The organism is Mycobacterium sp. NGS22, from assembly GCF_059813095.1.
The window spans coordinates 24,735-46,535 of record NZ_JCALDY010000002.1; the positions used below are offsets into that span (position 1 = coordinate 24,735).

Below are 21,801 nucleotides of genomic sequence, written 5' to 3' on the forward strand. Positions count from 1 at the left end.
GGCGTTAATCCATGGTGGGGATGGAGAATTCGGCGCCGTCCTTGATGCCCGACGGCCACCGCGAGGTCACGGTCTTGACCTTGGTGTAGAACTGGATCGACGCCGGCCCGTGCTGGTTGAGGTCGCCGAAACCGGACCGCTTCCAACCGCCGAACGTGTGGTAGGCCACCGGAACCGGGATCGGCACGTTGACACCGACCATGCCCACCTCGACCCGCGAGGTGAAGTCACGGGCGGAATCCCCGTCACGGGTGAAGATGGCCACGCCGTTGCCGTACTCGTGTTCGGTGGGCAACCGCAACGCCTCTTCGTAGTCGTGAGCGCGCACGATGCACAACACCGGACCGAAGATCTCGTCGGTGTAGATCGACATGTCGGTGGTGACGTGGTCGAACAGTGTGGGTCCGATGAAGAAGCCGCCCTCGAGGTTCGCATCCCCGAAAGTCAGGTCGTCGCTGGCCCGTTCGCGGCCGTCGATGACGAGTTCGGCGCCGGCGTCGGCACCCTGGCCGATGTAGTCGCGCACCCGCTGCAGCGCGGCCTCGGTGACCAGCGGACCGTAGTCGGCCTTGGGGTCCAGGCTGTGCCCGACGCGCAGGTTGTTGATCCGCTCGATCAGCCTGGCGCGCAACCGGTCTGCGGTCTGGTCGCCGACCGGGACAGCGACGCTGATCGCCATGCAGCGCTCGCCGGCACTGCCGTAGCCGGCGCCGATCAGGGCGTCGACGGCCTGGTCGAGGTCGGCGTCGGGCATCACGATCATGTGGTTCTTGGCGCCGCCGAAGCACTGCGAACGCTTGCCGGTCGCCGCCGACTGGCTGTAGATGTACTGCGCGATGTCGGAACTGCCGACGAAACCCACGGCCTTGATGTCGGGGTGGTTCAGGATGGCGTCGACGGCTTCCTTGTCGCCGTGCACCACCTGAAACACCCCGGGCGGCAGGCCGGCCTCGGTGAACAGCTCGGCCAGTCGCAGCGGGACCGACGGGTCGCGCTCACTTGGCTTGAGCACGAATGCATTTCCGCACGCCAGGGCCGGACCGGCCTTCCACAGCGGGATCATGGCCGGGAAGTTGAACGGGGTGATGCCGGCGACGACGCCCAACGGTTGCCGCAGTGAATAGACGTCGATGCCGGGACCGGCACCCTCGGTGTAGTCGCCCTTGAGCAGGTGCGGGATGCCGATGCAGAACTCGATGACCTCGATGCCGCGCTGGATGTCACCCCTGGCGTCTTGCACCGTCTTGCCGTGCTCGAGCGAGAGCAACTCGGCCAGTTCGTCGATGTTCTGGTTCACCAGGTCGACGAAACGCATCAACACGCGAGCGCGGCGTTGCGGATTCCAAGCGGCCCAAGCCTTTTGGGCGGTTGCCGCGGAAGCCACGGCAGCGTCGATGTCGGCTTGGGAAGCCATCGGCACCGTGGCCTGGACCTCGCCGGTGCTCGGGTTGAGAACGTCGGCGGTGCGACCGGACTGGCCGGCGGTGCGCTGGCCGTCGATGAAATGCGGTATTTGCGTAGTCATGGTTGTCCCGTTAACGGTCGTGGGAAGTATGCGATACTTGCATATCCTAGTAAATACAGATCGGGGTAGGCAACCCGGGTAGCGGGTCCGGCTCGGTGGGGTTCACCAGTGTTTCCCTTTGGCCATCCGAATGTTGACGGCAGCATGTATGCCCTCGAACGCGACCATGCCGCTGGCCGCACACTCGAACGGAATCGGACCTACCGCGCGTCGCGCAGGCCGTTGACGAAGTCCTGCGTCTCCTCCCAGGTGGGCAGCAGACCGGACTCGCGGACCTCCTCGAAACTGGGAGCCACCGCGTCGCGCTCGGACAGGCTTGGCGGGTTGCCGTCGACCAGCGGCCAATCCACACCGAGCGTCGGATCCGTCGCGGCGATGGTGTGTTCGCGCTCCGGGTTGTACTCCGCCGAGCACAGATACATGACCGTTGAATTGTCCTGCAGGGCAAGGAAACCGTGCGCGAGGCCTTCGGAGATGTAGACGGTCCGGTGGTCCTGATCGTCGAGTAACACCGAATCCCACTTGCCGAATGTCGGTGAGCCCACCCGGATGTCGACGACGACGTCGAACACCGCACCCCGCACGCAGGTCACGTATTTGGCCTGGCTCGGCGGCAACTGGGCGAAGTGAAGGCCGCGCAGCACACCGGCCGAGGACACCGAGCAGTTCGCCTGCCGGACATCCAGGCGGTGGCCGGCGAACCCGGTGAAGCCGCGGTCGGTCAGCCACTCGAAGAACATCCCGCGCGAGTCGCCGTGGATGGCCGGTGTGATCTCCCAGGCGCCCGGGACTGCGAGTTCGCGTACTTTCATCTCATTGGCCGCGTTCTGTGTAGCGCGCCTCGGCGGCGTCTTTGAGTGGGCGCCACCACGATTCGTTGTCCCGGTACCAGTCGATGGTGGCCTGCAAGCCTTCCTCGAAGTCGGTGTGCTTTGGCGCCCAGCACAATTCGGTGTTGAGCAGGGTCGGGTCGATGGCGTATCGCAGGTCGTGGCCGACGCGGTCGGTGACGTGGTCGAAGTCGTCCGAGTCGCGGCCCATGAGCCGCAGGATCGTGCGCAGCACGCTCAAGTTGTCGCGCTCGCCCTCCGAACTGATCAGATAGGTCCGGCCGAGCTGTCCCTTCTCCAGGATGCGGCGCACCGCGCTGTTGTGGTCGTCGACGTGGATCCAGTCGCGGACGTTGGCACCCGCGCCGTAGAGCTTGCATCGCCGACCGGTGAGCACATTGGTGATCTGGCGCGGAATGAACTTCTCGATGTGCTGGTAGGGGCCGTAGTTGTTGGAACAGTTGGACAGGGTCGCGCGTACGCCGTACGACCGCACCCAGGCCCGCACCAGCATGTCGCTGCCGGCCTTGGTCGCCGAGTAGGGACTCGACGGGTTGTACGGCGTGAACTCGGTGAACCGTTGCGGATCACCGAGTTCCAAATCCCCGTAGACCTCGTCGGTCGAGATGTGATGCAGCCGAACCCCGTGCCGCCGCACCGCTTCCAGGATGGTGAACGTCCCGACCACGTTGGTGTGCAGGAAGGGTTCCGGGTTGTCCAGGGCGTTGTCCACATGGGATTCGGCGGCGAAATGCACCACCGCGTCCGACTCGGCCACCAACGCCGAGACCAGCTCGGTGTCACAGATGTCGCCTTCGACGAACCGGATGGCGTCCTCGACGTCGGCCAGCGACTCCCGCCGCCCGGCGTAGGTCAGCGAGTCGATGACGGTCACCGAGTCCTCGGGATGCTCGCGCACGGTGCTGTGCACGAAGTTCGCGCCGATGAAGCCCGCCCCTCCGGTGACCAGCAGTCGCATGGGGCCAACCCTAACCGGTGAGGCCCAGCGGTCCCGCCAGTTCACGAAGTACCGGTATCAGCTTTTCGGGTTTCGAGGCACCCAGAACCTGGATGGCCACGTGGTCGGCGCCGGCGTCGAGGTGCTCGTTGAGGCGGGCGGCGATCGCGTCGGCGGTGCCGTAGGCGACCAGCGCGTCGATCAGCCGGTCGCTACCGGGCTTGCGGACGTCGTCCTCGGTGAAACCCAGCCGCAGCCAGTTGTTCACGTAGTTGCTCAGACCCAGGTAGAAGTCGACGAACTTGCGGCCGACGGCACGGGCCTCTTCCGCGTCGGTGGTCAGCACGACCTTGTGTTCGGGAGCCAGAAACACGGTGTTGCCGAGCAGGTGTCGCGCCTTGCCGGTGTGTTCGGGCGTCGTCAGATAAGGGTGCGCGCCCGCGCTGCGCTGCGCCGAGAGCTGGAGCACCCGGGGACCCAGCGCCGCGAGCACCCGCCGGCTGGTCGGCACCAGCGCGTTGTCGAGCACGTCGAGGTAGGACACCAGCGCGTCGTAGGGCTTCTGGTACTGCTCGGTGTGTTCGGGATGCCCGACCCCGACACCGAGCAGGAACCGGCCCGGATAGGCATCTTCGATGCGCTGATACGAGGCGGCGACGTCGTCGGCCGGGGCCGTCCAGACGTTGACGATCCCGGTAGCCAACTGCAGGTGCTCAGTCTGCTCCAGGGCGGGTTCGACCCAAGCCAAGTCGGCGTCCGGCGACGCACCGATCCACGCGCCGCCGTAGCCGAGCGACTCGATCTGCGCGGCCAACTCCGGGTCGAGGGAGCGGGTGCCCAGCCAGACGCCGAACCGCCCCAGGTCAGGTTTGAGTGAAACCGAGCCAGTCATTTAGCCCCCTATACCCGTTCGAGCCCAAGAGCCCCGGCCAATTCGGCCAGCGCCGGGACAAGGTTCTCACTTCGCGTCAGGACCTGGACCGGGACGTGGTCGGCGCCGGCGTCGAGGTGCTCACGCAGGCGGGCCGCGATCGCGTCGATGGATCCGTAGGCGACGACGGCGTCGACCAACCGGTCGCTGCCCGGCTTGGCGACGTCGTCGTCGGTGAAGCCGAGTCGCTTCCAGCTGTTCAGGTAGTTCGCGAGGTTCAGATAGATCTCGAGGGCCTTGCGTCCCACGGCATGCGCCTTGTCGGCGTCGGTAGTGAGGACCACCTTGTGCTCGGGTGCCAGGAACGCCGACGGACCCATCAGTTCGCGCGCCCGGGCGGTGTGCTCGGGAGTGGTGAGGTAGGGGTGCGCGCCGGCGCTGCGGTCCGCGGACAGCTTGAGGACTCGCGGACCCAACGCGGCGACCACCCTGCGGTTGGCGGGCACGCCGTGTTCGTCGAGCTGGTCGAGGTACTCGACCAGAGCTTCGTAGGGCTTGCGGTATTCGGTGTGCGCCTCGGGATGACCGACGCCGATGCCGAGCAGGAAGCGGCCGGGGTACGCCTTGTCGATGCGATGGAACGACGCGGCGACGGGTTGGGCGGGCGCCGTCCAGATGTTGACGATGCCGGTGGCCACCTGCAACGTCGTCGTCGCTTCCAGGATGGGTTCCACCCAGGACAACTCGGCCGGCGGGGAGCCACCCACCCAGACCGCGCCGTAGCCGAGAGCTTCTATTTCCTTGGCTTGCTGCGGCGTGACGCCGCGTCCGAACGATCCGAACCGACCGAGGTCGGGTTTGCTCTCAGCTGAATGCGTCATGGTTGCTCTAACCTGCGCCCTGACCTTGCGTATTCCGGGTCCGCACGCTGATCTGCGGCGTTTTGCGTCGGGGACGGCCAAGCGGGTATCGTGGCCCGACGGTGCGGCGTTCGTGCCGGCTCTTGGCGTGCCCTGTCCTGAAATTCGCGGACTTTCGCGGAATTTCCATCACCGGCTCACGTTGTTGTAGTCGCCGACGCGTGCTGCGCCGAGCCAGGAGCATGAACGAAAAGTAGAGGATCGCTTAAAAGTAATGGCCAAGAAGGACGGCGCCATCGAGGTCGAGGGCCGCGTGGTCGAACCCCTGCCGAATGCGATGTTTCGCATCGAGTTGGAGAACGGTCACAAGGTGCTCGCCCACATCAGCGGCAAGATGCGGCAGCACTACATCCGCATCCTGCCCGAGGACCGCGTCGTGGTGGAGCTGTCTCCCTACGACCTGTCCCGCGGCCGCATTGTGTACCGGTACAAGTAGCGATTAACACCCAGAGAAGAACAGGACCGAGACTGCCGTGAAGGTGAACCCGAGCGTCAAGCCGATCTGTGACAAGTGCAGGGTGATCCGTCGGCATGGACGGGTCATGGTGATCTGCTCCGATCCCCGTCACAAACAGAGACAGGGTTAGTCGGGGCTTTCGCTTAACAACTGAATGCAGACCTCCCAGCACCACTAGGCGGATAGGCCGCCTACCACGCCCGGACGGAGGCCGGGCCCCGCAACTGAGCGGGAACGGACTGGGAAAAGACCTCCGCTGAGAAAGAGGAAACGCCACCTATGGCTCGACTAGTAGGCGTCGATCTGCCGCGCGACAAGCGGATGGAGATCGCGCTGACCTATATCTTCGGCGTCGGCCGCACCCGCTCGAACGAGATTCTGGCGGCCACCGGCATCGACAAGGACCTGCGCACCAAAGACCTGAGCGACGATCAGCTGACCCAGCTGCGTGACTACATCGAAGCGAACCTGAAGGTCGAGGGTGACCTGCGCCGCGAGGTGCAGGCCGACATTCGTCGCAAGATCGAGATCGGCTGCTACCAGGGTCTGCGGCACCGCCGCGGCCTGCCGGTACGCGGCCAGCGGACCAAGACCAACGCGCGCACCCGCAAGGGACCCAAGCGCACCATCGCCGGCAAGAAGAAGGCCAGGTAACCCCGAATGCCACCAGCAAAGAAGGCAGCCGCAGGCCCGAAGAAGGGTCAGAAGACCCGTCGTCGGGAAAAGAAGAACGTCCCGCACGGTGCCGCGCACATCAAGAGCACCTTCAACAACACGATCGTGACCATCACCGACCCGCAGGGCAACGTCATCGCCTGGGCGTCGTCGGGGCACGTCGGCTTCAAGGGCTCCCGCAAGTCGACGCCGTTCGCCGCGCAGTTGGCCGCGGAGAACGCCGCGCGCAAGGCCCAGGAGCACGGGGTGCGCAAGGTCGACGTGTTCGTCAAGGGCCCGGGCTCGGGCCGCGAGACCGCGATCCGCTCGTTGCAGGCCGCCGGCCTCGAGGTCGGCGCGATCTCCGACGTCACGCCGCAGCCGCACAACGGTGTCCGCCCGCCGAAGCGTCGGCGCGTCTAGGTCTAGGAGGACATACCCATGGCTCGTTACACCGGACCCGTCACCCGCAAGTCCCGCCGGCTGGGCACCGACCTCGTCGGTGGCGACCAGTCGTATGAGAAGCGCCCTTACCCGCCCGGCCAGCACGGCCGCGCCCGGGTCAAGGAAAGTGAGTACCGCCTGCAGCTGCAGGAGAAGCAGAAGGCGCGTTTCACCTACGGCGTGATGGAAAAGCAGTTCCGTCGCTACTACGAAGAGGCTGTGCGCCACTCGGGCAAGACCGGTGAGGAATTGCTGCGCATCCTGGAGAGCCGGCTCGACAACGTCGTGTACCGGGCTGGACTGGCCCGGACCCGCCGGATGGCCCGTCAGTTGGTCACCCACGGGCACTTCACCGTCAACGGCGTTCGCGTCGACGTCCCCAGCTACCGGGTGTCGCAGTACGACATCATCGACGTACGGGACCAGTCGGTGAACACCGTGCCGTTCCAGATCGCTCGGGAGACCGCGGGCGACCGTCCGATCCCGAGCTGGCTGCAGGTGGTGGGTGAGCGGCAGCGCATCCTGGTTCACCAGTTGCCTGAGCGCGCGCAGATTGACGTCCCGCTCGCCGAGCAGCTGATCGTCGAGTTCTACTCGAAGTAATAGACGTTCTGCATCAACCGGTGCAGACAACCTGAGCGGCATCAAATAGCGGGTGCCGAGAAGGAGAAGAAGAAACACCATGCTGATTTCTCAGCGCCCCACCCTGTCCGAGGACATCCTCACCGACAACCGGTCCCAGTTCGTCATCGAACCGCTGGAGCCGGGATTCGGTTACACCCTTGGCAATTCGCTGCGTCGCACGCTGCTGTCGTCGATTCCCGGCGCGGCGGTGACCAGTATCCGCATCGACGGCGTCCTGCACGAGTTCACCACCGTGCCCGGGGTCAAGGAAGACGTCACCGACATCATCCTGAACCTCAAGAGCCTGGTCGTGTCCTCCGAGGAGGACGAGCCGGTCACCATGTACCTGCGCAAGCAGGGTCCCGGTGAGGTCACCGCGGGCGACATCGTGCCGCCGGCCGGGGTCACCGTGCACAACCCGTCCATGCACATCGCCACCCTGAACGACAAGGGCAAGCTCGAGGTCGAGCTCGTCGTCGAGCGGGGGCGCGGCTACGTCCCGGCCGTGCAGAACCGGGCTTCCGGTGCCGAGATCGGCCGTATCCCAGTCGATTCCATCTACTCGCCGGTGCTCAAGGTCACCTACAAGGTGGACGCCACCCGGGTCGAGCAGCGCACCGACTTCGACAAGCTGATCCTGGACGTGGAGACCAAGAGCTCGATCACCCCGCGCGACGCGCTGGCCTCCGCCGGTAAGACGCTGGTCGAATTGTTCGGTCTGGCACGCGAACTCAACGTCGAAGCCGAGGGCATCGAGATCGGGCCGTCGCCGGCCGAGGCCGACCACATCGCGTCGTTCGCGCTGCCGATCGACGACTTGGACCTGACCGTGCGCTCCTACAACTGCCTCAAGCGTGAGGGCGTGCACACCGTCGGCGAGTTGGTCTCGCGCACCGAGTCCGACCTGCTCGACATCCGCAACTTCGGTCAGAAGTCCATCGACGAGGTGAAGGTCAAGCTGCACCAGCTGGGTCTGTCGCTCAAGGACAGCCCGCCCAGCTTCGACCCGTCCGAGGTCGCCGGCTACGACGTCGCCACCGGCACCTGGTCCACCGAGGGCGCCTACGACGACCAGGACTACGCCGAAACCGAACAGCTCTAACAGCTGTAACAGCTTCAACAGAATTCCGTCCCGGTCCTACCTGATACGGGGACCGGCCCCGAATAGGAGATAGTCGCAATGCCCAAGCCCACCAAGGGACCTCGTCTCGGCGGGTCGTCTTCGCACCAGAAGGCGATCCTGGCCAACCTGGCCACGTCGTTGTTCGAGCACGGCCGGATCAAGACCACCGAGGCCAAGGCGCGGGCATTGCGACCCTACGCGGAGAAGCTGGTCACCCACGCCAAGAAGGGCACGCTGCACAACCGGCGTGAGGTGCTCAAGAAGATCCGCGACAAGGATGTGGTGCACACCTTGTTCGCCGAGATCGGGCCGTTCTTCGCCGACCGCGACGGCGGCTACACCCGCATCATCAAGGTCGAGCCGCGCAAGGGTGACAACGCCCCGATGGCGGTGATCGAGCTGGTGCGGGAGAAGACGGTGACGTCGGAGGCCGACCGGGCGCGCCGGGTGAAGGCGTCCAAGAAATCGGAGAAGCCTGAGGCCGCCGCGGCCGCACCGCAGGCATCCGTCGAACCGGATGCGGTCGACGACTCCGCGGCTGACGACGGAGCCGACACCGAAGATGCGCCTGAGACCGCGGCCGTAGCGCCGCAGGGCGGGCTCGACGAGTCCGCAGAGGCCGCCAGCGACGACGCACCTGACGAGGCCCCCGAGAATTAGTGGGGACGTCCGTCTGCGGCTCGACATCGCCTACGACGGAACCGATTTCGCGGGCTGGGCGGCACAGGTTGGTCAGCGCACGGTAGCCGGTGTTCTCGACGAGGCGCTGACGACCGTGTTTCGCACGCCGGTGCGGCTGCGCGCTGCCGGGCGCACCGACACCGGAGTGCACGCGACCGGGCAGGTTGCGCATGTGGATGTGCCGGTCGAGGCGGTGGTGAACGCCTATTCGCGCTCGGCCGGGGTCGAGGGGCCGGAGTTCCTGCCATTGGTGCGGCGGCTGGGCAGGTTCCTGCCCGCCGACGTCCGGGTGCTCGATATCACCCGCGCGCCAACGGGTTTCGACGCCCGGTTTTCGGCTCTGCGGCGCCACTATGTCTACCGGCTCTCGACGGCCCCCTACGGCGTGGTGCCGCAGCAGGCTCGTTTCGTCACTGCGTGGCCGCGCGTGCTGGACGTCGAGGCGATGACGGCGGCGTCACGAGAACTGTTGGGGTTGCACGACTTCGCCGCGTTCTGCCGACACCGCGAGGGCGCCACGACCATCCGGGAACTGCAGCAGCTGGACTGGTCGCGGGAGGGGGATCTGGTGACGGCGCGCGTCAGCGCCGACGCTTTCTGCTGGTCGATGGTCCGGTCTCTGGTGGGTGCACTGCTGGCAGTGGGCGAACGTCGTCGCAGTGCGCAATGGTGCGCTGAATTGCTGCACGCGACAAGCCGATCCAGTGATTTCGCGGCCGCGCCGCCACAGGGGTTGACGCTGGTCCGGGTGGACTATCCGCCCGACGACGAACTCGCGGCGCGGACGCTGATCACCCGGGATATGCGAACGCGGGATCGCAGCTAGAGTTTGCCCGCGACGAAGTCGGCGGCCTGCTCGATCAGTCCCGATCCGAGATACGACGGCTGCAGGTGCGACGGCCAGTTCGTGCCTCTGCCACAGATCGGATCACCCGGTGCGCACTGGTCGATCGTCCTGCGGGCGTAGGCGGGTGCGATTCCGCGGGTGCCGTTGCCGAACAACGCGATGGCCGCCACGTGTTGGTCCATGCCGGGAGCCAGCCGGCAGCAGGCCGCGAGGTCGGCCACCTCGGCACCCAGCGAATAGCCGCCGAGCACCTCGCGGGTGTTCGGGCAACTCTTCGCCATGGACCCGACGTGGCCGGCCATGTCTTTGGCGCCGCTGTCGACGCTGATGTTGGCGGGATAGTTGACCCCGTAGACCCCGATCGACTTACTCGTCTTCGAGCGCAGCGCACTGACGAGCGCGTCGCCGATCTGACCGACCCCGGGTGGCTCCTCGCGGCCCCGGGCGAATACGACCTCGGCATCCGGGCACTCCGCCGCGACTGCCGGTGACGCGGCGATCACCGACCCGGACGCGAGCAACACGGTAGCCAGCAAAACGGCCAATCGGCCGACGGACACAAGCCTCATGGTCCGATGCTACGGACTGATTTCGACTGGGGTCAGCGGCCGCACATTCTCGTGTTCGTTGCCGGTGGTGATGTCGTTATGGCGTGGCCGTAGGGCTCAATCGTTTCTTGGATCGGCTCATATGCGAGGATCCGATGAATTCGCGAGCCGTTTGAGCGGGAGGCATCAGTCGATATGACACGCACATCATCGAAGCTTTCCGCGCACATCTGGCGCCGAGCCCGGCTCGTGTCGCTGTCTGCTGTGTGCGCGGGTGTCGTTGGGCTCGGATGCGCAGCTATCGCCTTCCCCGCTGCTGCCGTCGCTGCACCGCCGGGTACCACCTGCGGAACGGTTCTCGATGTTCCCGGCCGTACCCAGCCGGTGGTTGTCATGAGTGGGGATGTCGACTGTGCGACTGCGCTACGCATCGCGAACCGTTATTTCCACGACTTCGGCCCGTCGATACCGAGGGGCGATGGGTCCAGCGCGGAAGCATCCGTTGAAGGGTGGCATTGTCTGGTTCCGGTGCTGCCCGGCCGCGTGCACGCCGACTCGTATGCGACGTGCGACCTCGGCAGCAATGGATTCAGGATGGGGAACTGAGGTTTTGGCGCGTGCTGGATGGCGAAGCGGTGCAATCTCGAACCGGGTATGAGGTCGACGGCGTGCAGTCGCGCACGGTGCTTGCGCTGGTCGCTGTGATGCTGACCGTCGCCGCGTGTGGCACCGACTCAACGCCGAGGTCGCAAACTGACCCGAGTAGGCCAGCCGGCCACGAAGCAAACCATTCCACGACGTCGGTCGCGCCATCTGCACCCGTCGCGACATTCGAAGGTTACGGTCAACTGCGCATCGGGATGACGCAGGCCGAGGCAGCAGCTGCAATGGGACCTGCCCCGGTCAACCACTTCTACCACTGCACCGTGTTGGGCGAGAACGCGGTCAACGTGCTCAAGGTATGGGTTGCGGACAGCAGCGGTCGGGTGACGGGCATTGAGACGCCCCCAGGTGTGATGACCGACCGAGGTGTCGGTGACGGATCAAGTGCCGCTGACATCCGGGCGGCGTACTCCGGTGCGCAGTACACCATCGACGAGGGTAATGTCGGCGGACAGGGAATGCTCGCGATCAACGTGTTCGAGGGTCCGAAGGACTACACCACGAACCATCGCCTGCTGAGCTTTCCGATCGCTGACAGTGGTCGATCCGGTTCTCCGGCCGTTGGCCGGCCCGAGGCTTTGGAGGGCTGTTGAGTTGCGCACGTGGACGGCCAGGCGACGGCATCATGATCGATAGTCTCAGGCGACTAGCCGCATCAGTGGTTGTGCTGTCTGCCGCTGTTCAAATCCCGTCGGCTAATGCGGCTCCGGGTTCCTGCGGTTTCTACACCACCACCCAGGGGGACTTCGCGCTCGTTGTTCAGTCCGGCAGTGCTACCTGCCAGGAGGCGCGCAGCGTATTCGATCACAACTTCGCCGGCGCCGGCACGCCGATCGCACGCAATGCGGTGCTGGTCGATGGATACGAGTGTGTCGGAAACCCCGCCGGAGCCTTCAGCGAGACGGGCATCCTCAGCTACTGCGAGGGCAACGGCAACCGCATCGAGCTACGCAAACCCTGATCCGCTACTCAACGGACCTGCACGACAGGCAGGTTGGACGCGGGTAGCGGCGTCGTGCTGGGTGTCCCGGGTACCAACGGTGCCGGCGACGCGGGCAGCAGCGGAGTGCCGCCGGGCAGCTGTCCCGGCAGGTGCGGCGTCATTCCCGCCATCAATTTGCCGGCCGCGAAGGTCGCGCCCAGCGTCGTGTAGGTCGGGACGTAGCCCTCGGTGTGGCCAGTCCACTCGTTGCCGGCACCGGCATGGCAGATCGGGTCCATCGGGTTGCAGTAATCGACTGCCTTGGCGCCCAGCAGCGGGCTCTTGGTCGGCAGGTCCCCGCCGGCGCGGTCGGCGATGTCGCCAAATGTGACGACGGCCGCGATGTTGCCGGCGTATTCCGGCGGCAGCGAACTGCCCCAGCTGATGCCGCCGATCGGCACGCCGGCGACGATGTCCATCACCGATGCGCCCTGCGAGTAACCACCCAGCACGATCTTGGTGCTGGGGCACGACGACACCGTCGACTTGACGCGCGAAATCACGTCGTTGGCACCGTCGCCGCCGTGCAGCTGCAGCTTGCTGGCGGCGTAGTTCACGCCGTAGGTCCGGATGGTCAACCCGCTGGTCTGCTGACGCAGCGACTCCACGAAGGCGTCGCCGACTCTGCCCATGCCTACCGGCTCGTTGGTCCCCCGGGCGAAGATCACCTCGGCGTCCGGGCACTCCGTCGCCGATGCCAGCGGCACCGCCGCACCCGGGCTGAGGACCGTCGCGGCCAGCACAGCCAGTGAGCCGATCCCGGCCCGGCCGGTCAGGCGCATGAATTGCTGAAACACGCCGAAATTTTACCCGGCGCGCCACGCAGCAAAACCTCCGCGGCTGTGGATGAACGCGGCGGGCGGACCGGCGGGCGGCTTACCGTTGAAGCCGATCTGACCCACTTCTCGGGAGATTCCGTGCCGCTTCAGACGCCGACCTGGCTGCATGCCAGCGGCTACCGCTTCCTGCTGCGGCGTCTGGAATGCGCATTGCTGGGCGGGGACCTGCGGTCGGTTGGCGGGTCGCTGCGCGCCCCCGCGGCGTCGTTGGCCGGTGGATGTGCGCTGACCCTGGTCGCGGTGCTCGGTTGTGCCTTCTTGGCTTTGCTGCGGCCGCAACCCGGGCTTGCGGACTTCCAGATCGTGATGGGCAAGGCGTCCGGAGCGCTGTATGTGCGGGTCGGGGAAACCTGGCATCCGGTGCTGAACCTGGCCTCCGCGCGGTTGATCGCGGCGCGGGATGACAACCCGACGCCGATACCGGAGTCCGCTCTCGCTCGGGCCAAACACGGTGCGCTGCTGGGTATTCCGGGTGCGCCGCAGGCTCTGGCCCAGCCGCTGCCGGTGGCCGAGTCGACCTGGACGATATGTGACGGCCCGCGCGGCGAGGCGACTACGGTGCTCGTCGGGTCCAGCGGGGAACCGTCCGTCCGCCGGGTAGAACCCGACCGCGCCATCCTGGTGGCATCGGGTTCGGGTTCGCCGGCGTATCTGTTGTACCGCGGCCGGCGGGCGGTGGTGGATGTCGCCGACACCGCCGTGCTGCGTGCCCTCGGGCTGACGGGGCAGACCCCACGGCGCGTTGCGCAGTCTTTGCTCAACGGGATTCCGGAAGCACCGCCCATCGCGACCCCCCACATCCGCGCGGCGGGCGCACCGGTCGGGGCGTGGCTACCGGGGTTCACGGTCGGCAGCGTGCTGCGCATCCAGCGAACGCCGAGTGACGAGTATTACGTCGTGCTCGACGCCGGAGTGCAGCGAGTCGGCCGGTTCACCGCCGATCTGCTGCGGTTCAGTGACTCGCAGGGCGCCGCGGCTGTGGTCGCGGTGGCTCCCGACGCGATCCGCGCGGCTCCGCTGCTGGACACCCTGCCGGTTGCCGGTTTCCCCGACGAACCGCCCAACCCCGTCTCCGGTGCCGCGACCGTGTGCGCGACGTGGGCACCCAGACAACCAGGTCCGGCCGACATCGCCCTGCTGGCCGGGGAGGGCGTGCCGTCGGGGACGATCCTGGCGCAAGCTGACGGTCCCGGTCCGGCGCTGGACGCCGTCGCGCTCCGGCCGGGACGCAGCGTCTACGTGGTGGCGCAGAGCCTCAGCGGGAGCGGGCCCCCGACCGGCGCCCGCTATCTGGTGACCGAGACCGGGGTGCGGTTCCCGATCCACGACGACGCCGCAGCGCACGCCCTGGGTCTGCCGTCGACGGCCGCGCCGGCGCCGTGGCCGGTGCTGGCTGCGTTGCCGTGCGGACCGGAACTGAGCCGGGAGCAGGCATCAGTCGCGCGCGACACCATTCCCGCGAGTTCGCCGTAGCCGGCCGGTCACCACTGCCGTCAGCAGCGTCACCAGGCAGATCGCCGCACCGCCGAACGCGGTGTGCCGCGGGCGGCTGTCCGAGGGTGCGCGGTAATTCGCCGGCGGCAGGTACAAGCGGGCCGGGTTGCCGGGGGTTGCCGGGGTAGTGGCATCAGTGCTGAGGGCGGCCTGCGCGTCGATGGTGCCGTGTCCGACCAGCGGATCCCATCCGGCGGCGGGATGGTGTGCGGTCGACTCGATCCGTTGCATCACCTGACGCGCGGTCAGAGCGGGAAACCGGGCCCGGATCAGTGCGGCCAACCCGCTGACGACGGGCGCTGCGTAGCTGGTTCCGGAAATCGGCGCTTCGCCGGTGCTGTCGACAGTCCCGTCGGTGACCGGGCTGAGCGAGGTGACGTTCTCGCCCGTCGCCGCGACATCCACCCACGGCCCGGCCAAGGTGAACGGCGACGGGGTCCCCTGCGAACTGACCGAGCCGACCGTCAAGACGTAGTCGTCGTACCAGGCCGGGCTGACCACGACCGCCACGGTGTCGTGGGTGACGCCGGACGGCTGCGGTGGGCACCGGGCCGAACCGCCGGTGTTTCCGGCCGCAGTGACCACGACCGCGTTCTTGACGTCGACCGCGTAGGCGAGTGCGGCGCCTAACGCCCGGTCGTCCAGTTGGTCGGTGGCGGCGACGCACGCGACCGACGAAATGTTGATGACCGAGGCACCGAGGTCGGCGGCGGTGCGGACGGCCTTGGCCAGAGTCTGGACGTCACCCACGCCCGTAGTGGACCGGTCGCCGGCCGGACCGAACTTGACGCTGGATTGGCGGATGCTGATCAGCGTGACGTCGGGAGCGATACCGCTGAAATCGTCCGCCTTGGGATCCGCGGTAGCGGCGATGATTCCGGCTACCAGCGTGCCGTGAGCGTCGCAGTCTCGAGTGCCGTCGCCGGTGGCCACGTAGTCGCCGCCGCCCACCAGATCCTTCAGGCGTGGGTGTCGCCGGACCCCGGTGTCGATCACCGCGACCCGCTGCCCGGCGCCGCGGGTGAGTTGCCAGAGTTGCGGGAGGTCGAGGCCGGACAGCTGCGTGGGCCCGGGGGCGCGTGCCACGGCCACCGCGCACACCTCCCGCTGGACGGTGCGCTGCGGAGGAGCCGGCACCGCGGCGGCGGGAAGCCACTTTTCGTCGACCGGCGGCGGTGACACCGCGTGGGCCGGCGCCGTCGCACACTGACCGGCCAGGGCGGCCGCGACCAACAGACGCACCCCGCGCAAGGGAGTCACATCTGCAGGTTCGCGCCGCGGACGGCGCTGAAGGCACCGCAGGTCCAGCAGGCCAGCGGCACCACAGCGGTCAGCGCCACACAACTTAGCGCGTCGATCCCGCGACGCGCGACGGGTGACAGGGATATCTCGGGTGCGACAAAACCGAGGTAGATCGCTGCGGCCACCAACGCCACTGTCAGGGCCGCAATCCACCGGTTGTGCGCCGCGGCGGCGGTACCGGCGAGAGCGAATGTGGTTGCGACGGTGGCGATCCCGGTTGCGGCGAAGACGAGCGCTCTTCTCCTGTCCGCCCGCGCGTGCAGCAGCAGGACGACGCCGGTGACAACGGCCAGCGCGACGGCGCGGGCGGTGGTGAGCACGGCGACGAGGGCGCCGACGGCAGCGGCCACGGCGAAGGCGGCACGGAGGCTGGTCAGCCACGCGTCCGCCCGGCGCGTCCCGGCGGCCACCTCGTCTGCGCTTCGTACCCGCGTGGGGGACAGGCCACCCAACCAGATCGACAACCGCGGCGCGACCTCGATGAGTCCGAGGCAGACCGGCGTGGCCAGCGATCCAACGGTGCGCGCCGGTGCCCCGGTGACCACAGCGGTCAGAGCGGCCAGCGCGGCGATGACCGCGACGCAGGTAGCGGCGGTCAATGTGGTTGAACCGCAGTCAGTTACGCGCGCTGCCAGCACCGCCGCGACGGCTGCCGTCATCGCCGCCAGCAGCACGTGCGGGGCACCCAGTGTGCCCGGCACCGCAAGTAGGCCGGCAACCGTGGCGAATATGGTGGCCACGACGGACAGCGCGAGTCCGGCAGTCGGGTCGCCGAACATGCGATGCGCGACGGCGGCCGCTGTCAGTGCGCCGAGGGCGGCCGCCGCGGCCAGGGCGGCAGTCGCGGCCGTATCCGCCGGGAACCGAATGGCGTTTCGGACCAGCACAATCGCGCCGACGACGGTGAATAACACCGCTGCCAGTGCGGCGGTGATCCGGCGTGTTCGACCGGACCAGATCGCGCTGTCCAGCGTGCTCGCCACCAGTTCGGCGTCGTCGTCGCAGCGGCGCACCGGCGGCTGCGGGTCATGACTACTCAGGACCAGCACGGAGCCGTCCCGAATTCCGTTCTGCGCCAACGTCGTCGAACTCGGGATCGCCGCGCGCCCGACCGGGGAGAGCCGGTGTGGCGCCTGACGCGTGCAGCCGGCCAGGTCGACGATCGACGGGATGAGTTCTCCCACCGGCACGGCGGCAGGCAACGTCAGATCGGTACTGACACCCGCGGAATGAACGGTGACACGGCACATCGAGACAGCCATCGTCGGCACGTTAGTCGCATTCCGTGCACCCGGTCTTCGGCCATCCACAACTGAGTTGCCGGGACTTCCGGTGCCGCTTAACGTCGCTGACCGTGACCGCCGTCATCGAAGTCGCCGGCCCGCCGGAGGTGCCGCGCCCGGCGTCGTCGAGCATGCTGGCGGTGCTGCTTCCGGTCGTCATGTCGGTCGGGATGCTGGCCGTCACAGCGACGGCCTTCTTTCGCGGAGCACCCGCGGCGCACAACCCCAGCTTCGTCGCGCTTCCGGCGATGATGTCCGTCTCGTTGCTGGTGACGGCGGTCACCGGCCGTGGCCGCAGGCGATCCGCCGCGGTCAACGCCGACCGGACCCACTACTTCGGATACTTGAGCGGGCTGCGCGCCGAGGTCACCGAAGTTGCCGCCGCGCAGCACAATTCACTCGCCGCGTTCCCCGATCCGCAGATGCTGTGGACTCTGGTCGGGGGCCCGCGCATGTGGGCGCGGCAGCGTGGCGATCCGGACTTCTGCCGGGCGCGGGTCGGGATCGGGCCCGTGCCGCTGGCCGCCCGACTGATAGCCGGGCAGAACCCGCAAGGGTGCGATCCGCTCAGCGTCGCTGCGCAGCAACGGTTTCTGCACAGTCATTCGACCATCGAGGCGCCCATCGTGATCCGAGTGGACGGCGTAGTGACGGTCGACGGTGAGCCGGCCCTCGTACGCGGTCTGCTCCGCGCGCTCATCTGCCAGCTGGCCGTGGCGCATTCGCCTGAGCAACTGTCGATCACCGCGGTTGCCGGCGACCAGCGGCACTGGGAATGGTTGAAGTGGTTGCCGCACAACCGGCATGTCGCCGACGGCGTGTCCACGCGCCGGGTGCTCGTCGTCGATTCCCGCCGTCCCGCCGAAGCCGCGCCTGCCGGCGTCACCGTCCTGGAAGTGGGCAGTGACGCACCGTCGGTGCGGGTGCGTCATTGTGACGGGGTCGACGTGCCCGAGTCGCCGGATCATCTGGAAGAGGCTGACGCGTCGGCGTGTGCGCGTCTTCTGGCGGCGTACGGGGGATCGGCACCGAAGGGCGACGAGGGTTGGGCCGGCATGCTGGGGATCGGTGACGTCCGCAGCCTGGATCCGAACCTGTTGTGGTGCAACGTCAGTCGAGGAGCCATGTTGAGGGTCCCGATTGGCACCACCGCTTCCGGTCAACCCGTGCAGCTGGACATCAAAGAGGCCGCGGAACAGGGCATGGGTCCACACGGCCTGTGTGTGGGAGCCACTGGTTCGGGAAAGTCGGAACTGCTGCGCACCGTGGCGTTGGGCATGATGGCGCGCAACTCGCCCGAGGCGCTCAACCTGCTGCTGATCGACTTCAAAGGGGGCGCAACGTTTCTCGACTTCGCCCGCGCGCCGCACGTGGCGGCGGTGGTCACCAATCTGGCCGACGAAGCACCGCTGGTGGCCAGGATGCACGACGCGCTGGCAGGCGAGATCAACCGTCGTCAACAACTGCTGCGGCAGGCTCGCGCGGTCAGTGTGGCGACTTACAACCAAGCGCGGGGCCCCGGATCGGCTGCGTTGCCCGCTTTGTTCGTCATCGTCGACGAGTTCTCCGAACTGCTCAGTCAACATCCGGACTTTGTGGACACTTTCGTCGCGATCGGGCGACTCGGCCGCTCGCTGGGAATGCACCTGTTGCTGGCCAGTCAACGACTCGACGAGGGAAGGTTGCGAGGTCTGGAAGCGCACCTGTCCTACCGCATCTGCCTGAAGACGTTGTCCGCCAGTGAATCACGCACCGTGCTCGGTACTCTCGACGCCTACGAGCTGCCGGGCACACCCGGCGCCGGTTTCCTGCGGACCTCCAGCGGGGAACCGATCCGCTTCCAGGCTGCATACGTTTCTGGTCCGCTTCGAATCGAGCCACCTGCGCCGCCGCCACGGGTGCGCCGCTTCACCTCCGCCACCGACCAGGCGTTGCGCCCCGCCGGGTCCATCGGTGTGTCGGTCATGCACACCGTATTGGACCGGTTGGCCGGCCACGGGCCACCGGCACATCGGGTGTGGCTGCCGCCGATGGACGAAGCACCGAACCTCGGGGCGCTGTTATCCGACCATCCCCCAACACGATTAGCCGTCCCGATCGGGATTGTGGACCGTCCGTACGAGCAGTCCCGCAGCCCGCTCGTCGTCGATCTGTCCGGCGCCGCAGGCAATGTCGCCGTCGTCGGAGCACCACGATCGGGTAAGTCGACCGCGCTGTGCACGTTGGTCACCGCGCTGGCCGCGACCCACGATCCGGGGCAGGTGCAGTTCTACTGCCTGGATTTCGGTGGCGGCGTGCTTTCGTCCCTGCGCGACCTGGCACACGTTGGGGACGTGGCCGACCGCAGCACCCCGGATCTGTTCTGGCGGATGGTCGCCGAGATGAAATCGACGTCCAGGAGCCGCGAGGCCGACCACGGTTGTCGCGAATCGACCGTCGAACCGTCCGCCGATGTCTTCCTCGTCATCGACGGATGGGCCGCCCTGTGCCATGAGTTCGCGGGGATCGAAGAGACGATCACCGCGATTGCCAACCAAGGACTTTCCTCCGGTGTCCACGTCGTGTTGTCGGCGTCGCGCTGGCCGGAGATCCGGCCGGCGCTCAAGGACCAGATCGGCACCCGGATCGAGCTTCGGCTCGGCGACCCCGCGGACTCCGAACTGGATCGGGCGCGGGCCCGGCACGTGCCCACCGACCGACCCGGCCGTGGCCTGTCCCGGGACGGTCTGCAGATGATGATCGCGAAGCCCGAGCTGGACGGCATCGCGTTGCGAGCCGGGGCATTCGGGGCGCCTCCGATTCCGCTGCTGCCCGACGAGGTGGATCATCTGGTGCTCGTGGCGGATTGTCCCAGTGGCGCCGTGCTGGGTATCGGGGAAGATGGATTATCGCCGGTCACAGCCGAATTCGAGTCCCGCGGGCATTTGCTGATCCTGGGGGACAACGGCTGTGGAAAGACCGCGGCACTGCGGGTGTTGTGCCGGGAGATCGTCCGGACCAACACTGTCGAGCAGGCCAGGCTGTTCGTGGTCGACTTCCGGCGTACCCTGCTCGGCGTCGTCGAGTCCGAACACCTTGGCGGCTATGCCATGTCACCCGCCTCGCTGAGTGCGGCGCTGCCGGCTTTGATCGGGATACTGCGTGCGCGGATGCCGGGCGCGGACGTCAGCCAGGCGCAACTGCGCACCAGGTCCTGGTGGACCGGACCGGACCTCTACCTCGTCGTCGACGACTACGACCTGGTCGCGAGCATCGGCAGCGGAAACCCGTTGCTGGAGTTGCTCGAATATCTGCCATTCGCAACGGATCTCGGGCTGCACGTCATCGTGGCGCGGCGCAGCGGCGGCGCCGCCCGCGCCCTGTTCGAGCCGCTGCTGGCCGGACTGCGCGACCTGGGCGGTATGGAGTTGATGATGAGTGGGCGTCCCGACGACGGCCCGTTGCTCGGGACGAGTCCGCCGATTCCGTTGCCGCCGGGTCGCGGGACGCTCGTCACCCGTCCCGGCGTCGAGCAGCTGATTCAGGTTGCGTGGAGTCCACCCGGATGAGAGCCCACCGTGTCGTCATCGCCGCGGGCCCGTGCGTTGCTCGTCGATTGTGTTGTGCCGCAGTCGGTATAGGTGATGCGGCCGTGGTTGCGTGCGAAGCGATCGACGACCCAGTGGCATTGTTGGACGAGGAGCCGGTACCCGTCGACGTGTTGTGGTCCACCGTATTGCGGAGGCTTACCGACGGACACGACGACGGTGCGATCGTCGTGCATCCGTCGTGGTGGTCGGTGGCGCGAGTAGCCGTGGTGACCGCCGCGGCGACGTCGGTTGGCAGCGTCGAGGTCCGACCGCGGTCGTGGCTGCTCGCGACCGCGGTCGGAGACCAGACCGGGGCGGTCGCGGTGGAGATCGCCGACGGGTTGGTGGCGGTGGCGGGCCCCGAGACCGTCGCGGTGCCGCGCCTGGGGGAACCCGGTGCCGTCGCCGACGACGTCGCCCGCGCCGTCGCGTCGCTGGCCGGCACCGAGCCGGTGCTGATCGATGCCGCCGGCCCGGTCCCGGGGTTAGCGCAGCTCGCCGGGGCGATCGCCGAGGCAGTCCGGCGCAGGTGCCCCGAGCAGTCGGTGACGGTGATCGGCGACGCGCGGTTGGCGCGACTGGCCGCGGTGGCCGGCGCGTTAGACGTTGCGCCGGCGACGGCGGTCGTCCGGGGGCCGCGGGTCCGGACGACCGCGCGGGTCGCGCTCGCGGTCGCGGCGGTGACGGGGTTGGGTTTCGCGGTGCCGCCGTTGGTGGCCGAGAAGCCGCGTCCGGTGCCCGTCGCCCGCTCGGAGCCGACGAGAGTGCTGGTCGAGGGGAGGGTGGCGGTCACGATCCCCGCGGATTGGGTCGCGCAGCGGGTGGTCTCCGGACCCGGTTCGGCGCGCGTCCAGGTCACCTCGCCGACAGATCCCGAGGTGGCACTGCACGTCACGCAGACGCCGACACCCGGCGAGACCCTGAGCGGTGCTGCCGAGCGATTGAGACGAGCGATCGACGCCGAGCCGGTGGGCGTATTCGTCGACTTCGATCCCGCCGGCAGCACCGCCGGGCGGGCGGCGGTGACCTATCGCGAGGTCCGAGCCGGTCACGACGTGCGGTGGACGGTGCTGGTCGACGGGCCGGTGCGGATCAGCATCGGATGTCAGAGCCACACCGCCACCCCGGAGACGGTCCGCGATGCCTGCGAGCAAGCGGTGCGGTCGGCGCACGCCGTTGACTGATTG

The 21,801-nt window shown here is 67.6% G+C and carries 22 protein-coding genes; 13 read left to right on the top strand and 9 right to left on the bottom strand.

Annotated features, from left to right (window positions below; all coding sequences use genetic code 11):
* Positions 1-4 precede the first annotated feature (4 nt).
* The 5 genes from AC5Y47_RS01905 to AC5Y47_RS01925 form a co-directional block, all read right to left on the bottom strand.
* Complete coding sequence (locus AC5Y47_RS01905; RefSeq protein ID WP_499941475.1) at positions 5-1,525, bottom strand: CoA-acylating methylmalonate-semialdehyde dehydrogenase; 1,521 nt, start codon at positions 1,523-1,525, stop codon at positions 5-7.
* 200 nt (positions 1,526-1,725) lie between these two features.
* Positions 1,726-2,337 (bottom strand): dTDP-4-dehydrorhamnose 3,5-epimerase, encoded by a 612-nt coding sequence (gene rfbC, locus AC5Y47_RS01910; protein WP_499941477.1) that lies wholly within the window; start codon positions 2,335-2,337, stop codon positions 1,726-1,728.
* 1 nt (position 2,338) lies between these two features.
* Positions 2,339-3,334 (bottom strand): dTDP-glucose 4,6-dehydratase, encoded by a 996-nt coding sequence (gene rfbB / locus AC5Y47_RS01915; RefSeq protein WP_499941478.1) that lies wholly within the window; start codon positions 3,332-3,334, stop codon positions 2,339-2,341.
* Between the two features lie 10 nt (positions 3,335-3,344).
* Complete coding sequence (locus AC5Y47_RS01920) at positions 3,345-4,205, bottom strand: LLM class F420-dependent oxidoreductase (protein WP_499941480.1); 861 nt, start codon at positions 4,203-4,205, stop codon at positions 3,345-3,347.
* A gap of 8 nt (positions 4,206-4,213) precedes the next feature.
* Complete coding sequence (locus AC5Y47_RS01925) at positions 4,214-5,065, bottom strand: LLM class F420-dependent oxidoreductase (protein ID WP_499941481.1); 852 nt, start codon at positions 5,063-5,065, stop codon at positions 4,214-4,216.
* Positions 5,066-5,318: 253 nt separating this feature from the next.
* Between AC5Y47_RS01925 and infA the strand changes: the two genes are divergently transcribed.
* The 8 genes from infA (at position 5,319) to truA (ending at position 9,913) form a co-directional block, all read left to right on the top strand.
* The gene (gene infA / locus AC5Y47_RS01930) at positions 5,319-5,540 is read left to right on the top strand and encodes a translation initiation factor IF-1 (protein ID WP_003418601.1); all 222 of its coding nucleotides are present in this window, start codon (positions 5,319-5,321) and stop codon (positions 5,538-5,540) included.
* Between the two features lie 37 nt (positions 5,541-5,577).
* Positions 5,578-5,691: a 50S ribosomal protein L36 gene (rpmJ, locus tag AC5Y47_RS01935; protein WP_003879483.1), complete on the top strand. Its 114-nt coding sequence runs from the start codon at positions 5,578-5,580 to the stop codon at positions 5,689-5,691.
* A 149-nt stretch (positions 5,692-5,840) separates the two neighbouring features.
* Positions 5,841-6,215 (top strand): 30S ribosomal protein S13, encoded by a 375-nt coding sequence (gene rpsM, locus AC5Y47_RS01940; protein WP_499941483.1) that lies wholly within the window; start codon positions 5,841-5,843, stop codon positions 6,213-6,215.
* 6 nt (positions 6,216-6,221) lie between these two features.
* Positions 6,222-6,638, top strand: coding sequence for a 30S ribosomal protein S11 (gene rpsK / locus AC5Y47_RS01945; protein WP_499941484.1), 417 nt, complete (start codon positions 6,222-6,224; stop codon positions 6,636-6,638).
* Between the two features lie 18 nt (positions 6,639-6,656).
* Positions 6,657-7,262: a 30S ribosomal protein S4 gene (rpsD, locus tag AC5Y47_RS01950; protein ID WP_065143523.1), complete on the top strand. Its 606-nt coding sequence runs from the start codon at positions 6,657-6,659 to the stop codon at positions 7,260-7,262.
* A 79-nt stretch (positions 7,263-7,341) separates the two neighbouring features.
* Entirely contained in the window at positions 7,342-8,385 is a 1,044-nt protein-coding gene (locus AC5Y47_RS01955; protein ID WP_065143522.1) for a DNA-directed RNA polymerase subunit alpha, read from the top strand.
* Positions 8,386-8,463: 78 nt separating this feature from the next.
* Entirely contained in the window at positions 8,464-9,066 is a 603-nt protein-coding gene (rplQ, locus tag AC5Y47_RS01960) for a 50S ribosomal protein L17 (RefSeq protein WP_499941486.1), read from the top strand.
* Positions 9,044-9,913, top strand: coding sequence for a tRNA pseudouridine(38-40) synthase TruA (gene truA / locus AC5Y47_RS01965; RefSeq protein WP_499941871.1), 870 nt, complete (start codon positions 9,044-9,046; stop codon positions 9,911-9,913). The genes rplQ and truA overlap by 23 nt, the downstream gene beginning before the upstream one ends.
* Here the strand turns inward: truA and AC5Y47_RS01970 are convergent.
* Positions 9,910-10,503 carry a cutinase family protein gene (locus tag AC5Y47_RS01970; protein WP_499941488.1) on the bottom strand — a complete coding sequence of 198 codons (594 nt, stop codon included), beginning with the start codon at positions 10,501-10,503 and terminating at the stop codon, positions 9,910-9,912. The genes truA and AC5Y47_RS01970 overlap by 4 nt on opposite strands.
* Before the next feature lie 866 nt (positions 10,504-11,369).
* Here AC5Y47_RS01970 and AC5Y47_RS01975 point away from each other — a divergent pair.
* Both AC5Y47_RS01975 and AC5Y47_RS01980 read left to right on the top strand, forming a co-directional pair.
* On the top strand, positions 11,370-11,738 hold the full coding sequence (locus AC5Y47_RS01975) for a hypothetical protein (RefSeq protein ID WP_499941489.1): 369 nt from the start codon (positions 11,370-11,372) through the stop codon (positions 11,736-11,738).
* 65 nt (positions 11,739-11,803) lie between these two features.
* The gene (locus tag AC5Y47_RS01980) at positions 11,804-12,106 is read left to right on the top strand and encodes a hypothetical protein (protein ID WP_499941490.1); all 303 of its coding nucleotides are present in this window, start codon (positions 11,804-11,806) and stop codon (positions 12,104-12,106) included.
* Positions 12,107-12,114: 8 nt separating this feature from the next.
* Here the strand turns inward: AC5Y47_RS01980 and AC5Y47_RS01985 are convergent, their stop codons facing one another.
* Positions 12,115-12,909 carry a cutinase family protein gene (locus AC5Y47_RS01985; protein ID WP_499941873.1) on the bottom strand — a complete coding sequence of 265 codons (795 nt, stop codon included), beginning with the start codon at positions 12,907-12,909 and terminating at the stop codon, positions 12,115-12,117.
* A 135-nt stretch (positions 12,910-13,044) separates the two neighbouring features.
* On the opposite strand from AC5Y47_RS01985, the gene eccB reads away from it, so the two are divergent.
* Positions 13,045-14,439 (top strand): type VII secretion protein EccB, encoded by a 1,395-nt coding sequence (gene eccB / locus AC5Y47_RS01990; RefSeq protein ID WP_499941492.1) that lies wholly within the window; start codon positions 13,045-13,047, stop codon positions 14,437-14,439.
* Here eccB and mycP read toward each other — a convergent pair.
* Positions 14,401-15,720: a type VII secretion-associated serine protease mycosin gene (mycP, locus tag AC5Y47_RS01995; protein ID WP_499941494.1), complete on the bottom strand. Its 1,320-nt coding sequence runs from the start codon at positions 15,718-15,720 to the stop codon at positions 14,401-14,403. The two genes, eccB and mycP, sit on opposite strands and share 39 nt — an antisense overlap.
* The gene (gene eccD, locus AC5Y47_RS02000) at positions 15,717-17,024 is read right to left on the bottom strand and encodes a type VII secretion integral membrane protein EccD (protein ID WP_499941496.1); all 1,308 of its coding nucleotides are present in this window, start codon (positions 17,022-17,024) and stop codon (positions 15,717-15,719) included. Before eccD ends, mycP begins: the two co-directional genes overlap by 4 nt.
* Before the next feature lie 152 nt (positions 17,025-17,176).
* Here eccD and eccCb point away from each other — a divergent pair, with 152 nt between their 5' ends.
* Positions 17,177-20,593, top strand: a complete 3,417-nt coding sequence (gene eccCb / locus AC5Y47_RS02005) for a type VII secretion protein EccCb (protein ID WP_499941874.1) — start codon at positions 17,177-17,179, stop codon at positions 20,591-20,593.
* Complete coding sequence (locus AC5Y47_RS02010; RefSeq protein ID WP_499941498.1) at positions 20,590-21,798, top strand: type VII secretion-associated protein; 1,209 nt, start codon at positions 20,590-20,592, stop codon at positions 21,796-21,798. Before eccCb ends, AC5Y47_RS02010 begins: the two co-directional genes overlap by 4 nt.
* Positions 21,799-21,801 lie beyond the last annotated feature (3 nt).